General features: G+C 70.2%; 10 protein-coding genes and 2 pseudogenes. 9 read left to right on the top strand and 3 right to left on the bottom strand.

All coding sequences use genetic code 11. The features are described 5' to 3' along the window. The first annotated feature begins 83 nt into the window (after positions 1-83). Positions 84-419, top strand: coding sequence for an STAS domain-containing protein (locus tag Pma05_RS38895; RefSeq protein ID WP_203862548.1), 336 nt, complete (start codon positions 84-86; stop codon positions 417-419). A gap of 139 nt (positions 420-558) precedes the next feature. On the opposite strand, the gene Pma05_RS38890 is transcribed toward Pma05_RS38895, so the two are convergent. Both Pma05_RS38890 and Pma05_RS38885 read right to left on the bottom strand, forming a co-directional pair. Next, the gene (locus Pma05_RS38890) at positions 559-1113 is read right to left on the bottom strand and encodes a response regulator (RefSeq protein WP_203862547.1); all 555 of its coding nucleotides are present in this window, start codon (positions 1111-1113) and stop codon (positions 559-561) included. Positions 1114-1156: 43 nt separating this feature from the next. Next, entirely contained in the window at positions 1157-5527 is a 4371-nt protein-coding gene (locus Pma05_RS38885; protein ID WP_203862546.1) for a HAMP domain-containing protein, read from the bottom strand. A 340-nt stretch (positions 5528-5867) separates the two neighbouring features. Here Pma05_RS38885 and Pma05_RS38880 point away from each other — a divergent pair, with 340 nt between their 5' ends. The 5 genes and pseudogenes from Pma05_RS38880 to Pma05_RS38860 all read left to right on the top strand — a co-directional run bounded on the left by Pma05_RS38880 (position 5868) and on the right by Pma05_RS38860 (position 9736). Beyond that, a complete protein-coding gene (locus Pma05_RS38880; RefSeq protein WP_203862545.1) occupies positions 5868-7961 on the top strand; it encodes a SpoIIE family protein phosphatase in 2094 nt (697 codons plus the stop codon). A gap of 235 nt (positions 7962-8196) precedes the next feature. After that, the gene (locus Pma05_RS38875; RefSeq protein ID WP_203862566.1) at positions 8197-8412 is read left to right on the top strand and encodes a hypothetical protein; all 216 of its coding nucleotides are present in this window, start codon (positions 8197-8199) and stop codon (positions 8410-8412) included. Continuing rightward, a complete protein-coding gene (locus tag Pma05_RS38870) occupies positions 8396-8914 on the top strand; it encodes a DUF6879 family protein (protein ID WP_203862544.1) in 519 nt (172 codons plus the stop codon). The genes Pma05_RS38875 and Pma05_RS38870 overlap by 17 nt, the downstream gene beginning before the upstream one ends. Further along, positions 8895-9458: pseudogene (locus Pma05_RS38865) on the top strand (Scr1 family TA system antitoxin-like transcriptional regulator); the annotation flags it as partial. The gene Pma05_RS38870 and the pseudogene Pma05_RS38865, both read left to right, overlap by 20 nt. Before the next feature lie 77 nt (positions 9459-9535). Beyond that, positions 9536-9736, top strand: a complete 201-nt coding sequence (locus tag Pma05_RS38860; RefSeq protein ID WP_203862543.1) for a hypothetical protein — start codon at positions 9536-9538, stop codon at positions 9734-9736. 454 nt (positions 9737-10190) lie between these two features. Here the strand turns inward: Pma05_RS38860 and Pma05_RS43170 are convergent, their stop codons facing one another. Then, a complete protein-coding gene (locus Pma05_RS43170; protein ID WP_239314064.1) occupies positions 10191-11714 on the bottom strand; it encodes an FAD-binding oxidoreductase in 1524 nt (507 codons plus the stop codon). 80 nt (positions 11715-11794) lie between these two features. Here Pma05_RS43170 and Pma05_RS38850 point away from each other — a divergent pair. The 3 genes and pseudogenes from Pma05_RS38850 to Pma05_RS38840 form a co-directional block, all read left to right on the top strand. After that, positions 11795-12067, top strand: a pseudogene (locus Pma05_RS38850) (oligopeptidase B); the annotation flags it as partial. A gap of 37 nt (positions 12068-12104) precedes the next feature. Beyond that, positions 12105-14132 carry a WD40 repeat domain-containing protein gene (locus Pma05_RS38845; RefSeq protein ID WP_203862541.1) on the top strand — a complete coding sequence of 676 codons (2028 nt, stop codon included), beginning with the start codon at positions 12105-12107 and terminating at the stop codon, positions 14130-14132. Continuing rightward, positions 14129-16219, top strand: a complete 2091-nt coding sequence (locus Pma05_RS38840) for a S9 family peptidase (RefSeq protein ID WP_203862540.1) — start codon at positions 14129-14131, stop codon at positions 16217-16219. Before Pma05_RS38845 ends, Pma05_RS38840 begins: the two co-directional genes overlap by 4 nt. The last annotated feature ends 114 nt before the right edge of the window (positions 16220-16333 follow it).

Raw genomic sequence — 16333 nt, 5'->3', positions numbered from 1 at the left:
CAGCGGCCCGGTTCAGCACCCGGCACGGCGGGGCGGGCAGCCATCAACAGGCCGGTTCGGGTAGGTCGCGATAGGCTGAACGGGTGAACCGGGCGGACCTGACCATCGCCGTGCAGCGCGGCACCGACGAGGTGACACTCATCCTCGCCGGCGAGATCGACATGCTCACCGCCGCCAGGCTCTCCAGCGTCGTCAACGAGGTGCTCACCGAGGCGCCGCCCCGGATCGTGCTGGATCTGACCGATGTCACGTTCTGCGACTCCCAGGGCCTCGGCACCCTGGTCGTACTCAGCCGCAAGGCCAGCCACTCGCAGAGCCTGCTGCTGCTGACCAACGTCGGCGACTTCCTGCTCAGGGTGCTGGACATCACCGGACTGCGCTCCGCCCTGATGATCCGCAACGAGCAGTCCACCAGCTAACCACCCACCAACCAGGCAGACGCGCACGCCACCCGCACCACGGCGCGAAAGCAACCCCCACCCCGCCCCACGCACACCCTCGTCGAACCCACCCCTCAAGCCCGAGCCCGCACCCCACACACTCAAGCCCGCGCGCCCGTCAGGCCACCGCACCCCAACGCGCCTGCTCCAACACCTCCACGGCCCGCTCCCGCCCCTCCGGATCGTCCGAGCGCAGCAACGCCACCGCGTCGTCCACCGCCTCGGTCATCGTCCGCCACTGGTTGTCCCGCTCCCGGACCAGCTCGGACTGTGCGGCGAGTTGCCGCGTCTTCACCCAGAGTTCGACGAAGACCGAGACCTTCGCCCGCAGCACCCACGGGTCGAACGGCTTGGTCAGGTAGTCGACCGCGCCCACCGCGTAACCCCGGAGCGCGAGCTGGGCGTCCCGGTCGGCGGCGGTGAGGAAGATGATCGGCACGTGCCGGGTACGCTCCCGCCGCTTGATGTGACTGGCGGTCTCGAACCCGTCCATGTCCGGCATCTGGGCGTCCAGCAGGATGACCGCGAAGTCCTCCACCAGGAGTTGCTTCAGCGCCGCCTCACCGCTCTCCACCGCGACCGACTGGACGGGCAGCCCCTGGAGGATCGCCTCGAGCGCCATCAGGTTCTCCCGCCGGTCGTCGACCAGCAGGGCTTTGGCCAGCTCACTCACTCGATCGTCCCCCCGTCCCGGACCGTCCCCGTGTCACCGTCGCTCACCCCTCGACCTCCCGTCCGCCGCCGTTGACCCAGGAGGCCATCAGCTCGATCAACTCGTCCAGGTCCACCGGCTTGGTGATGTAGTCGCTCGCCCCGGCGCCGAGCGCCGACTCGCGGTCCCCCGGCATCGCCTTGGCGGTCAGGAACACCACCGGCAGGTCGGTGAAGCGGTGGTTGCGGCGGATCGCCCGGGTCGTCTCGTAGCCGTCCTGGTCGGGCATCATCGCGTCCATCAGGACGATGTCGACCTCCGGATGCTCGGCGAGCAGGCGTACCCCGTCCACTCCGTTGTCCGAGTAGAGCACGGTCATGCCGTGCAGCTCCAACGCGCTGGTCAGGGCGAAGACGTTGCGGACGTCGTCGTCGATGATCAGCACGGTGGCGCCGTCGAGCTGCCGGGCCGCCGGGGTGATCGGCCGGTCCGGCTCGTTCTGGGTACGCAGCATGGCCGGCAGCCCGCCCCGGGGCGCCTGCATGGGAGGCACCGGTACCGGGGCGACCACCGCGTCCGGGGCGAGTACGTCAGGTACGAAGAGGGTGAAGGTCGAGCCCTGTCCCGGCGCCGACGACACGGTGATGGTGCCGCCGATCAGCCGGGCCAGGTCGCGGCTGATCGACAGCCCGAGCCCGGTGCCGCCGTACCGCCGGCTGGTGGTGCCGTCGGCCTGCTGGAACGCCTCGAAGATCAGCCCGAGCTTGTCGTCCGAGATGCCGATCCCGGTGTCGATGACGGTGAACGCCACCACCTGGTGCGCGGTCGTCAGCGCCGGTACGTCGAAGAACGCCCCCTCCGGCGCCGGCCCGATCCGCAGCGTCACCGCCCCGTTGTCGGTGAACTTGACCGCGTTGGAGAGCAGGTTGCGGAGGATCTGCTGGAGCCGCTGCGCGTCGGTGACCAGGGTCGGCGACAGTTCCTTGGAGATGCGTACCTGGAAGTCCAGGCCCTGCTCCTCGGCCTGCGGCGCGAACGCCTGCTCGACGTAGCTGCGGATCTCGGAGAACCGCACCTCGGTCGGCTCGACGTCCATCCGGCCCGCCTCGATCTTGGACAGGTCGAGGATGTCGTCGATCAGCGAGAGCAGGTCGGAACCGGCACTGTGGATGGTGCGGGCGAACTCGATCTGCTTCTCGGACAGGTTGTCCTCGGAGTTGTCCGCCAGCAGCCGGGCCAGCAGCAGCAGCGAGTTGAGCGGCGTACGCAGTTCGTGGCTCATGTTGGCCAGGAACTCCGACTTGTACGCCGAGGCCCGGGCCAACTGCTGCGCCTTGTCCTCCAGGCCGATCCGGGCCAGCTCGATCTCCCGGTTCTTGGTCTCGATGTTGCCCTTCTGCTCGGAGAGCAGTTGCGCCTTGTCCTCCAGTTCGGCGTTGGTGCGCTGGAGTTCGGCGGACTGTTCCTGCAACTCGTGGGCGAGCCGCTGCGACTGCGAGAGCAGTTCCTCGGTACGCCGGTTGGCCTGGATGGTGTTCAGCGCGATGCCGATGGTCGACACCAGCCGCTCCAGGAACGCCAGGTGCAGGTCGGAGAAGGGCGAGACGCTGGCGAACTCGATCACGCCGAGCAGTTCGCCCTCGAAGAGCACGGGCAGCACGACCAGGTCGGCCGGGGGCGTGGCGGCGAGTCCGGAGCGGACGGTGAGGCTGCCGTTCGGCGGTGCACCGACCCGGATCGTCCGGCGGGAGAGCGCGGCCTGCCCGACCAGCCCCTCACCGGGGCCGAACGTGACGTCGTGGTGCCGGGCCACATAGCCGTACGACGCGGTCAGCCGCAGCCGCATCACCGCCTCGTCGGTGTCGGCCAGGAAGAACGCGCCGAGCTGCGCGTCGACCAGCGGGGTCACCTCGGTCATGATCATGCGGCAGACCTCGCCGAGGTCGCGCTGCCCCTGGAGCAGGCCACCGATCCGGGCCAGGTTGGAGTCGAGCCAGCCCTGCTCGGCGTTCTTCTTGGTGGTCTCCCGGAGCGTGACGATCATCTGGTTGATGTTGTCCTTCAGCTCCGCGACCTCGCCCTGCGCCTGTACGGCGATCCGCTGGGTCAGGTCGCCGGTGGTCACCGCCGTGGAGACCTGGGCGATCGCCCGGAGCTGGGTGGTCAGCGTGGAGGCGAGCTGGTTGACGTTCTCGGTGATGTCCCGCCAGGTGCCGGAGACCCCCTTCACCTGCGCCTGACCGCCGAGCTTGCCCTCGACGCCGACCTCGCGGCCGACCCGGGTCAGCTCCTCGGCGAACGAGGAGAGCTGGTCCACCATCGTGTTGACGGTGTCCTTCAGCTCCAGGATCTCGCCCTGCGCGTCCACGGTGATCTTCTGCGACAGGTCGCCCCGGGCCACCGCCGTGGTGACCGAGGCGATGTTCCGGACCTGGGCGGTCAGGTTGGAGCCCATCGAGTTGACGTTGTCGGTCAGGTCCCGCCAGGTGCCGGAGACCCCCTTGACCTGCGCCTGACCGCCGAGCTTGCCCTCGGTGCCGACCTCGCGGGCCACCCGGGTCACCTCGTCGGCGAACGACGAGAGCTGGTCGACCATGGTGTTGACCGTCTGCTTCAGCTCCAGGATCTCGCCCTGTGCGTCCACAGTGATCTTCTGGCTCAGGTCACCCCGAGCGACCGCGGTCGACACCTGGGCGATGTTCCGCACCTGGGCGGTCAGGTTCGAGGCCATCGAGTTCACGTTATCGGTCAGGTCGCGCCAGGTGCCGGCCACGCCGCGTACCTGGGCCTGGCCGCCGAGCTTGCCCTCGGTGCCCACCTCCCGGGCCACCCGGGTCACCTCGTCGGCGAACGACGACAACTGGTCCACCATCGTGTTCACCGTCGACTTCAGCTCCAGGATCTCGCCCCGGGCGTCGACGGTGATCTTCTGCGACAGGTCGCCCTTCGCCACCGCGGTGGTGACCGAGGCGATGTTCCGGACCTGGGCGGTCAGGTTGGACGCCATCGAGTTGACGTTGTCGGTCAGGTCCCGCCAGGTGCCGGAGACCCCCTTCACCTCGGCCTGACCGCCGAGCTTGCCCTCGGTGCCGACCTCCCGGGCCACCCGGGTCACCTCGTCCGCGAACGACGAGAGCTGGTCGACCATCGTGTTCACCGTCGACTTCAGCTCCAGGATCTCGCCCTGCGCGTCCACGGTGATCTTCTGCGACAGGTCGCCCTTGGCGACGGCGGTGGAGACCTGGGAGATGTTCCGGACCTGCGAGGTGAGGTTGCCGGCGAGCTGGTTGACGTTTTCGGTGAGCGCCCGCCAGGTGCCGGAGACGCCGCGTACCTGGGCCTGACCGCCGAGCTTGCCCTCGATGCCGACCTCCCGGGCCACCCGGGTCACCTCGTCAGCGAAGGAGGAGAGCTGGTCCACCATCGTGTTGACGGTGTCCTTCAGCTCCAGGATCTCGCCCTGTGCGGCCACCGTGATCTTCTGACTCAGGTCACCCCGGGCCACCGCCGTCGACACCTGGGCGATGTTCCGCACCTGGGCGGTCAGGTTCGAGGCCATCGAGTTGACGCTGTCGGTCAGGTCCTTCCAGGTACCGGCGACGTTCGGTACGTCCGCCTGGCCGCCGAGCTTGCCCTCGGTGCCCACCTCCCGGGCCACCCGGGTCACCTGCTCGGCGAAGAGCCGGAGCGTGTCGGTCAGCCCGTTGATGGTGTGCGCCAGCTCGGCGACCTCGCCCTTGGCCGAGACGGTGATCTTCTGCGACAGGTCGCCCCTGGCCATCGCCGTGGTCACCTGCGAGATCGACCGCACCTGGTACGTCAGGTTCGACGCCATGGTGTTCACCGAGTCGGTGAGGTCCTTCCAGGTGCCGGCGACGCCGCGTACGTCGGCCTGGCCACCCAGCTCACCTTCGGTGCCCACCTCCCGGGCCACCCGGGTCACCTCGTTGGAGAAGGACGAGAGCTGGTCGACCATCGTGTTCACCGTGCGGCCGATCCGCAGGTACTCGCCGCGCAGCGGGCGGCCGTCGATCTCCAGCGCCATGTGCTGGGAGAGGTCACCGTCGGCGACGGCCACGATGACCCGGGCGATCTCGGTGGTCGGCCGACCCAGGTCGTCGATGAGCTGGTTGATCGCCCGCTGTCCCTCGGCCCAGGCGCCGTCCAGCCCCTCCTCGTCCAGCCGCTCGGTGAGCCGGCCGTCCCGACCGACGATCCGGCTGATCCGGCGCAGGTCGAGGTGCTGCCGCTCCTGCACCGACACCACCTCGTTGAAGGCGTCGGCCACCTCGCCCGCGACGCCGGCCCGGCGCGGCAGCCGTACCTTCAGATCGCCGCGACGGACCCGCCGCAACGCGTCGGCGAGTTCACTGAGCAGCACCGCGTCCTCGGCGGTGGACCGCTCCTCGGCAGAGATCTGTTTCGCCGTGGTCATCGTTCCTCGCTCAGGTTTCGAAGGAGGTGGGCCAGCCCGGCCGACCCGCGCCGCCAGGTGGTCGGCGAATCCACTCCGCCGCGCCCGTGCGGCTCCGCGCGGGCGGCGGGCACACCCATCATCGTGCCTTTCGTCCATCCAATGCCACCCTCGGTGTACGTCGGAGTCGCGAGCGGCAGCCGGCGGACCACCCAGGAGGTAAAGCGGGCAGAACGGTCAAGTAGGGCAGCGTCCAGCCTAGCGCGACGCCGCTCCGAGCGCCTGCCGGCACGAGCGCGGCACAGACGCGCCCGGCCCGGATAGGGTGGCCTGGATCTCGGATCGGTGGAGGATACGAAGGGTGTCAGCGGAGGCGGGCGGCACGGGCACCGGCGGGACGGCCACCGGAGGCACGGGCGATCAACTGCGCCGGGTACGGCTTCCCGCCGACCGGCGTACCCCGGCGGCTGCCCGCGCCCTGGTCCGGTCGGTACTCGCCGAAGCCGGCCTGGAGGAGCTGCTCAACGAGGCACTGCTGCTCACCACCGAACTCTCCACCAACGCGGTGGAGCACGCCGGCACGGAAGTGGACATCGAGGTCGTGGCGGACGAGTCGGGGCTGACCGTGACGGTCTCGGACTTCGCGGTCGGGCCGATCGAGGACGTGGCGGCCCGGCCCAGGAACGACCTGACGGACATCTCGCAGGTGTCCGAGCGGGGCCGGGGGCTGCTGTTGGTCGACCACTTCGCCAGCCGGTGGGGCACCATGCACCAGGCCACCGGCAAGGGCGTCTGGTTCCGGCTGGACCGCAAGGGCCCGGCCGACCCGGCACAGCACCCGCCGGAGGCGGCCCAGACGGTCGCGACCAGCAGCGTCGGCAGCCCGCCCGGCCCGTCCGCGCCGAGCGCCGGGGCGATGAGCGCGCTGATGCAGACCGCGCCCGACCCGTACGCCGACGATCCGCTGCCCGCCTTCGCCGCCGACCTGCTGGTCCGGGTCGGCGACATGGTCGGCGCGGCCGGCGGTGCGGTACGCCTGGACCGGGGCGACGGCGCCGGCTGGCAACTGCTGGCCCGGTACGGCCGGCAGTCCCGCCCCGGCGACGAACTGCTCCGGGTGCCGTTGACCGTGCACCGGCCGTACGCCGGGGAGCTGGAACTCGACGCCGCGCCCTCCGGGTACGCCCGCCCGCTCGCCGCGCTGGTGGCGGAGCGGCTCTCCCTGCACCTGGAGAACGACCGGCTGCGCCGGGCCGACGTACGCCGGCAGACCTGGCTGACCTTCCTCGCCGAGGCGAGTGAGCTGCTCGCCCAGTCGCTCGACGTCGAGCTGACGATGGCGCTGATCCCGCAGCTCGTAGTGCCCCGGCTCGGCCAGTGGTGCGCGGTGCACGTCATCGACGAGTGGGGCCGGTTGAAGCTGGCCGCGGCCACCCACGCCGACGAGACGGTGCTGGCGCAGTTGCACAAGATGCTCAAGGAGGACGGTCCGGAGTCGGTGCAGTCCCGGCTGCGCGAGGCGTCCCGCAGTCAGGGGCAGGTGCCGATCGGCGCCCCGATGGACGGCTTCGCCATCCCGCTGGTCGCCCGGGGGCAGCGGCTCGGCACCCTGGCGGTCGGCCGGCACCAGCGGCACCGGCACGACCCGGACGAGATCGCCGTACTGGAGGACGTGGCCCGGCGGGCGGCACTGGCCATCGAGAACGCCCGGATCCACGACGAGCGGCGCAAGGTGGCGCACACCCTCCAGCAGTCGCTGCTACCGCCGGTGCTGCCGGTGGTGGACGGCATCGGGTTCGCCGCGGAATACGTGCCGACCGGGGACGCGGCCGAGGTCGGTGGCGACTTCTACGACGTCGTACCGCTGACCGAGGACCGCTGGCTGGTGGTGGTCGGGGACGTCTCCGGCAAGGGCGTACAGGCGGCGGCGGTGACCGGGCTGGTCCGGGACGTGATCCGGGTCCTGGTCGGGGACGGCAAGCCGCTGCCGGAGGCGCTGGCCCGGCTCAACGGCACGCTGGTGGAGCGGGGTGGCGGGCGATACTGCACGCTGGCGCTGGCCGCCGTGGACCGGGACGGTGCCGGCCGGCTCACCGTCTCGCTCTATCTGGCCGGTCACGACCGGCCGGTGCTGGTCCGTGGCGACGGGCGGACGTCGTTCGTGGGATCCGGGGGTACGGCGCTCGGCCTGCTCGACTCGATCACCTCGCCGGTCGCCGAGGTGCGGCTCGGCCCCGGTGACGCACTGGTCTTCTACACCGACGGGGTGACCGAGCGGCGGCGCGGCCGGGAACTCTTCGGCATCGAGCGGCTGCGGGACGCGGCGGCTCCGCTGGCCGGCTATTCGGCCGAGGTGGTGGCCGCTCGGCTGCGCGCGGCGGCGATCAACTTCTCGGTCGAGTCGCCCCGGGACGACATCGCCATCCTGGTACTCCGCAACGACTCCACCGGCTGACCGCCACCTCCTCGGGAACGTGTGGCTGGAGGAAACCGGCCGCACAACTGCCCGGGGTGCCCAACTGATGACCCGCACCCGGTGAACCACGTCCGGCCCGGTCCTCCGCCGATCGGGCCGGCCGCCCTCTCCGGCTGGTGCCGCAACACCGCGCAACAACCTTGATGTACGGCAAGCCGGGCAGCGAGGATGGCCGGAACGCGACTTTCGGCAACGAACACGGCGGGGAGTAACCATGCACCTGACCCTGATCGGCAAGGACCCGGATTCCAACCCCACCGGCTCGCCGACCATCTACCGCACGGATCGCGGTAGTTGGGTGGTGCAGGGCTGGGTGGTGACCGACCAGGACACGCTCGCGCAGATGCACATCCCGGCTGGGGAGACCTGTGTCGAGATCCCGGACCGGATGCTCCAGTTCTTCGAGGAGGGTCGTGACCTCGATCGGTGAGGCCGATTTCGACCGCCTGCTGCGCACTTTCGAGCGCTCCAGCGTGCATCTCGAGACGCGCGACTCCTACGGCACCGCGACGGAACTGCCGCACATGGCCAAGTGGGCGGCGGGTGAGCCGGATGACCTCGGGTGGCTGGCGGACTGGTGCACCACCTTGCGCCAGCACGTTGCCGCCGGCAGGTCCGTACGACGGGCGCGTATCGTCTCCGAACCGCTCAGCGACTACCAGCGGTGGTCATACAGCATCGCCCATCCGATGGTCGAGGCCGGCGAGGACATCCGGTGGGTGCCCCGACGGCTGGTGTCGTCCATCGGCATCCCCGGCAACGACTTCTACCTCTTCGACGACCGTCTGGTGGTCTTCCTGCTGTACGCGGGCAACGGCTTGAACGCGGCGTACGAAACGTCGACCGACCCAGCCGACGTGCGGCTCTGCCACTCCGCGTTCACCGCAGTATGGAACTTGGCCGTACCGCACCGTGACTACAGACCCGTCTAGCGCCACCTGGCAGCCGCAGGAAGCATTGGGTGTCCGCCTGCGCGAACTGCGTCGAGACGCAGGGCTCACTGGTCGGGCGCTTGCCGCCGCAACGGGGCAACACTTCACCCGGGTCAGCAAAATCGAGCATGGCGTACAGGCACCAACGGAACAGGACATCCGCAACTGGTGCCGGGCCTGTGGCGCTGACGACCAGACCGCCGACCTGATAGCCACCCTGCGGGCGGTCGAGTCCGCCTACCTGGAGTTCCGCAGGCAGGCCCGCGCCGGCATGAAGCGAGTGCTCGGGGCACACACGGTCGCATTGTACGAGCAGACCGAACTGTTCCGCATCTATGAGCACAACGTCATACCCGGACTTTTCCAGACCGCAGACTACTCGGCCGCTATGCTGTCTTTCTGGATTGGCTTTCTCCGGACACCGAATGACTTGGACAGCGCCGTTGCTATCCGGATGAGGCGCCAGCAGGTGATTTCCCAGCCAGGCAAGCGCTTCGCCGTGGTTCTGGAGGAGCAGGCGCTACGGACGTGGCTCGGTGACGCTGGGATAGTAGAACGTCCATCCTGCCTGATTCTAGTGTCGATACGACCTCATAACCCGCTGCTCGGAGGATGGGTCGGATGACTATTGGTGCGGTGGTAGGCGCGCTCTTCCTGGGATTCCTGGCCGGGCTCTGGACATTCAAGGTCAAGACCAGGTGGTGTACCACCTGCGGCACGACACTCGCCTGCGTCACCTGCCTCGTTCGGCACGGGCAACTTGCGGCGCCGACCACCACGACCGTCAAACGAGGCGGACCCGGTTGGTACGCCCGACCATGAGACTGACCTGGAATCCCGAGGATCCACCGGGCCAGCCACCGGAGGGATGCCGCGACACACAACGTTGGCGAGCGGCGTACAACCTGTTCGCAACCCACCGGCTTGAGGACGCTGGTTCCAGATGTGCCTGCGGTGAGGTCTGGCCATGCCTCTCGCATCGCCGCGCGATCCGAGGCTTGGTGACCGCGTTCATGCAGGCCGGGCCGATCAAGGTCATACAGTCGGATAGTCGAGCAACAGCGTGCCGGTGGTGTGGTCGAGGAATCGTCCCGCATGGGCAGGGCCGATGGGTTCACCGGCACGACGGATTGGTCGTATGCGACTACCCGTACGAGGATGCCGCCGTGACGGCCGCCGAGCCTGCGAGGTCAGACCGCTAGTGGGACAAGCTCGGGTGGCCCTGCGGTGGTGGCGTCCACGCCGTACACCGCCGGTGCGCAGGTCTCCTACCGGGTCAGATGCCGCCCGGGTAGCGCCCGGGAGCGAGCCGGTGCGCCGGGTCAAACCGCTCCTTCACCCGACGCAGCAGCGGCAGGTCTGGCAGCTCACCCCAGAGGTCCACGGCTTCGCGGATCCGGGGCGGGGCGGCGACCACCACGCAGCGGCCGGAGCGAGCCCGCAGCACCGCGCGTACGCCGTCCAGGATGGTGCCGACCCGCTCCGGTGACGAGTCCGCCGGCAGCGCGGCGTGCACGACACCGAGCCCGGCCGAGCCGCGTACCGGCACCGGTGCCCCGGCGGCGTCCCGCAGCGCGTAGACGGCGGCGTGCAGGTCACCGATTGGTACCTCGATGCGCAGCGCCACCTGGTCGGGCTGGAACGGATAGTGGCGCCACCACGGCGGTGCCGCTCCGACCGCCTGGGCGTCGCCGCCGAGCAGCCCCGTCAACCGGGCCGCCCGCTCGGCCACCTCGGCCGGCCCGCCCTCGACCAGTACGGCCAGGGTGCCGGCACCGGGCTCGCCGGACCGGCCGCGTGCCCCGGAACCACGGCCGAACCCGGGCTGTCCCCGCTCACCGGACCCGCCCGCACCGGAGCGTCGGCCCGGGGCCTCGAACCAGCCGCGCGCACCGGCCCGACCGGACGGGCCGGGTGCCCCCGTGGCACCCGGCCTGTCCGGCGGAAGGTGGCCGCCGGAGCCGAGGCTCCGGACGGTGCGGCGGGCCGTCGGCGCCCGGCCGCCGGGCAGGTCCACCTCGATCGCGGTCGGCCGCAGTTCGGCGTCGAGAACGGCCCGGACCAGGTCGTGCACCTCGAGCGGAGTCCAGACCGAACGGACCACCCACGCCCGGCTCGCCGGAATCGGCTGCACCCGCAGGGTCGCCGAGACCAGCACGCCGAGCGCGCCCTGCGACCCGCAGAGCAGCCGGGCGACGTCGGGATCGGCCGGCACCGGACCGGGCCGCTCTCCGGGACGGCCGGTCGCGCCGGCCCGGGCGTACGACAGCACTCCGGAGGCGTCGACGTAGCTCACCCCGACGAGTTGGTCGCAGGGCCGGCCGTGCAGGTGCCGAAGTGGACCGCTCTCGTCGGCCGCGACCACGCCACCGACCGTGGCGCCGACCGAGGGCACGTCGATCGGCAGCCGACGCCCGGTCCGCTCCAGGATCGCCTCGGCGGCCCGGACCGGTGTGCCGGCCCCGATCTCGGCGACCAGCTCGTCCTCGGGCTGCTGCCAGACCCCGGCGAGTCGCCCGGTGTCGAGCACGATGTCGACCTGCGACGGGGGCATCCCCCAGTCGAGTTTGGTGCCGGCTCCCCGGGCGACCACCGAGAGGTCGTGTTCGGCGGCCAGCCGGACCACCTCGGTGACCGCTTCGGGACTGCCCGGCGCCGCGACCCAGCGGGCCGCCGCGCCGGCCACCCCGTCGGCCGCCCCGGCCGGCCGGGCGAAGTGGGCACCGCAGATGCCCGCCAGTCGCCGTGCGATGTCAGTGCCCCCGCGCCGTTCGATCGAGATCTCCCCCACCTTGGTCATCGTACACATGTGCTAATTCTCGGCAACCTCCGACCCGTACCGGACGCCCTCCGGCCGGCCCGGACGGGCAACGTGACCGGGTGACCACTGAGACGATCGGCTACCTGACCGCGGAGAACGCCTACACCGAGCAGACCACGGGCCGGCTCGGCCTGCTGCGGGAGGCGCTGTTCAACGAGACGAAGCGGCGGACGAAAGAAGCCGATCTATCGGTGCCGACCCGCAAGAACGGTCACTGGTACTACACCCGGACGGTCGAAGGCGAGCAGTACGGCATCCACTGCCGCCGATCGGTGCGGGACGGCGAGACGGCCCCGCCGATGCCGGAGGACGGCGCACCACTTCCCGACGAGGTGCCGGGCGTCAGGGGTACTGGCTAACCTGCGCGTCATGTCTGTTCTGCCCTCGTCTGATGATGTGGTTCCGTTCGCCGACACCGCCGCCTGGCGACTGCGCTGGACAAGCCGGTTCACGGAAAAGCTGATGTCCTGCCCGCCGGTCGGGTCACCGTCGACCGGCCACAGCAGCGGCGCATACGCGGCGGCGACCACGATGCTGAACGGCCGACCCGTGGCCGTCACCGGCGGCGGCGACAACACGGTACGGATCTGGGACCTGACCACCGGCCAGCAGATCGGCCAACCAATCACCGGCCACACCGATTCGGTCTGGGCAGTGGCGACCACGGTGCTGGACGGCCGACCCGTGGCCGTCAGCGGCAGCGGCGGCAGCCGCGACAACACGGTACGGATCTGGGACCTGACCACCGGCCAGCAGGTGGGCCAACCACTCACGCACGACGACTCGCTGCGCGCGGTGACCACCGCCGTGGTGAACGGCCGTCCGATCGCGCTCACCGGCACCTTCAACGAGCCGATCGTCCGGGTGTGGGACCTCGGCACCGGCGAACAGCGGCTTGAACCGCTCACCGGCCACACCGAGTCGGCGTGGAGCCTGGCAACCGCGGTGATCGACGGCCGACCCGTGGCGGTCACCGGGAGCCACGACGGGACCGTACGGATCTGGGACCTGACCACCGGCCAGCAGGTGGGCCAACCACTCACCGGCCATACCAAGGGGATGAAGACGCTGGTGACCGCGGTGGTGCGGGGCCGCCCCACCGCCGTCACCAGCGGCTATGACGCGACGGTGCGGATCTGGGACCTCACCACCGGCCAGCAACTCAGCGAGTCGCCCACCCACGACCCTGATGGGGCACGGCTGGCAACCGCGATGGTAAACGACCTACCCGTGGTGGTCAGCGCCGAATTCGACGAGCCGGTCGTGCGGGTGCGGGACCTGGTCACCGGAAAGCAGATCGGCGAATCGTTCACCGGCCAGACCAGGACGTATGCCGTGGCGACCGCAGTCGTGAACGGCCAACCGGTCGCGGTCACCGGAGCTGAGGGTGGCACGGTACGGGTGTCGGCCCTGACCATCGGCAAACCGACAGGTGAGCCGATGACCAGGCACACCGGTCAGGTGAATGCCGTTGCCGCGACGGTGGTGGACGGCCATCCCGTGGCGGTTACCGGCAGCGCCGACGAGACGGTACGGGTCTGGGACCTCAGCACCGGCGAGCAGGTGATCGCCCCGGTCACCGGCCACACCGGGCCGGTGACCGCGGTCGCCACCACGACGGTGCACAGCCGGCCGGTCGCGGTAACCGGCAGCACCGACCACACCGTACGGCTGTGGGACCTGGCCACCGGCAAGCAGCTCGGTGCACCATGCACCGCGCACACCAACACCATCCGCACGATCGCCGCCACCGCCACCGACACCGGCACCCGACCGGTCGCGGTCAGCGGCAGCGACGACCGGACCATCCGGGTGTGGGACCTCGCCACGGGCGCGCAGGTCGGCGTACCCCGGAAGAGCGACGAACGGTGGATACACGCGCTCGCCACCGTCAGCCTTCGCGGCCAGCCGATTGCCGTCACCGGCACCTGGAACGGCGCGATCCGGCTCCGTTACCTCACAACCAACCGGGACACCGGCGCCCGCCTCGCCGCACGCATCGGCAAGCCAGTGAAGAAGCTCGCCGTCACCACAGGCGCCGAAGGGCCCATCGCGATCACCAGCTGCACAACCTGGGAGAAGGCGAAGGTCTGGGACGTCACGACCGGCCAACCGATCGGCGAGCTTCCGATCAGCTATGTCAACGCGCTCGCGGCCGCGACGGTGGGCGGTCGGCCGATCGCCGTCATCGGCCGCTATTCGTCCGTGGAGGTCTGGGACCTCACCAGCTTCCAGCAGATCGGTCCCACCATGACCTTTCCGGACGAGGTGACGGCGGTGACGGCCGGCCCGACCGGGGACATCATCGTCTGCTTCGCGCAGGACATCGCCGTACTCACCAATGCGGCGCGGGTGATCGGGCCGGACGGGACTTCGAACGGTAACGTGACCGGGTGAGCACTGAGACGACCGCTGCCGCCCCCGTCGCGAAGCGGGTCCCCACCGAGCGCACCCACCACGGCGACACGGTGATCGACGAGTACGCCTGGCTCGCCGACAAGGGCGACCCGGACACGATCGCCTACCTGAAAGCCGAGAACGCCTTCACCGAGGTGCGTACGACGGGCCTGTCCGCGCTGCGGGAGACCCTGTTCGAGGAGACGAAGACCCGCACTCAGGAGACCGACCTGTCGGTGCCGATCCGCAAGAACGGGTACTGGTACTACACCCGGACCGTCGAGGGTCAGCAGTACGGCATCCACTGCCGCCGCGCGGTCCGGGACGGGGAGACGGATCCGCCGATGCCGGCGGACGGTACGCCGCTGGACGGCGAGGAGATCCTGCTCGACGGCAACGCGCTCGCCGAGGGTCACGACTTCTTCGCCCTGGGTACGTTCGACGTCAGCCCGGACGGGCGCTGGCTGGCGTACTCCACCGACTTCGCCGGCGACGAGCGCTTCACGCTGCGGGTCAAGGACCTCTCCACCGGCGAGGTGCTCGCCGACGAGGTGCCGGACACCTTCTACGGCAGCGCATGGTCGGCCGACGGCTCCACACTGTTCTACCTGACCGTGGACGAGAGCTGGCGGCCCTACCGGGTCTGGCGGCACACCGTCGGCACGGCGGCGGCCGCCGACGAGGTCGTCTACCAGGAGGACGACGAGCGGTTCTGGATCGGCGTCGGGCTGACCCGCTCGGAGAGCTTCGTCGTCATCGACTCGCACAGCAAGGTGACCAGCGAGGTACGCGTCATCCCGGCCAGCAACCCGACCGGCGAGCCGGCGGTGATCGCGCCCCGCCGGCAGGGTGTCGAATACTCGGTCGAGCACCACGGGCACCGCTTCTTGATCCTGCACAACGACGGCGCGGAGGACTTCGCGCTCGCGTACACCTCGGCGGACGCGCCCGGGGACTGGGTGCCGATGATCGAGCACACCCCCGGCACCCGGCTGGAGGCGGTCGACGCCTTCGCCAACCACATCGTGGTGTCGCTGCGTACGGCCGGGCTGACCGGGATCCGGGTGCTGCCGGTGGGTAGCACCGAGTCGTACGACATCGACTTCCCGGAGCCGCTCTACAACGTCGGGCTGGACAGCAACCCCGAATACCAGACCACCGACATCCGGCTGCACTACGCCTCGCTGACCACCCCCGACTCGGTCTACGACTACGACCTGGTCACCCGGCAGATGGTGCTGCGCAAGCGGAAGCCGGTACTCGGCGACTTCGACCCGGCCGGCTACGAGCAGTACCGGGACTGGGCGCTCGCCGACGACGGGACCCGGGTGCCGATCTCGCTGGTCTGCCGGGTCGGCACGCCCCGGGACGGCTCGGCCCCGTGCGTGCTCTACGGCTACGGCTCCTACGAGGCGAGCATGGACCCGTGGTTCTCGATCCCTCGGCTCTCCCTGCTGGACCGGGGCGTCGTCTTCGCCGTGGCGCATGTGCGCGGCGGCGGTGAACTGGGCCGCCGGTGGTACGAGACCGGCAAGCTGCTGACCAAGAAGAACACCTTCACCGACTTCGTGGCAGCCGCCCGGCACCTGGTCAAGGCCGGCTGGACCTCGGCGGACCGGTTGGTCGCCCGGGGCGGCTCGGCCGGCGGGCTGCTGATGGGCGCGGTGGCCAACATCGCCCCGGACGCCTTCGCCGGGATCGTCGCGCAGGTGCCGTTCGTCGACCCGCTCACCTCGATCCTCGACCCGTCGCTGCCGCTGACCGTCACCGAGTGGGAGGAGTGGGGCAACCCGCTGGCCGACCCCGAGGTATACGCGTACATGAAGTCGTACTCGCCGTACGAGAACGTCACCGGGCAGGACTACCCGCCGATCCTCGCGGTCACCAGCATCAACGACACCCGGGTGCTCTATCACGAGCCGGCGAAGTGGATCGCCCGGCTCCGGGCCGTCGCGCCGCAGGGATCGTACCTGCTCAAGACGGAGATGGGTGCCGGGCACGGCGGCCCGAGCGGGCGCTACGACTCCTGGAAGGAGGAGGCGTTCGTCGCCGCCTGGATCCTCGACCGGCTGGGCGTCACGCCCTGATCCGGTCGGTTTCGCACTGCCTGTGCCCAGTGCCCTGAGATAGGTGTGCCAGACCGGCGGGACTGATGTCGACATCCCCTGGGAATACCGCCCCGGGGGTGGGCACTCCTCGAC

Source organism: Plantactinospora mayteni, from assembly GCF_016862935.1.
Classification (GTDB): domain Bacteria; phylum Actinomycetota; class Actinomycetes; order Mycobacteriales; family Micromonosporaceae; genus Plantactinospora; species Plantactinospora mayteni.
Note: the sequence above shows the minus strand (reverse complement) of the source record. Positions and strands in the feature narration are given on the sequence as shown.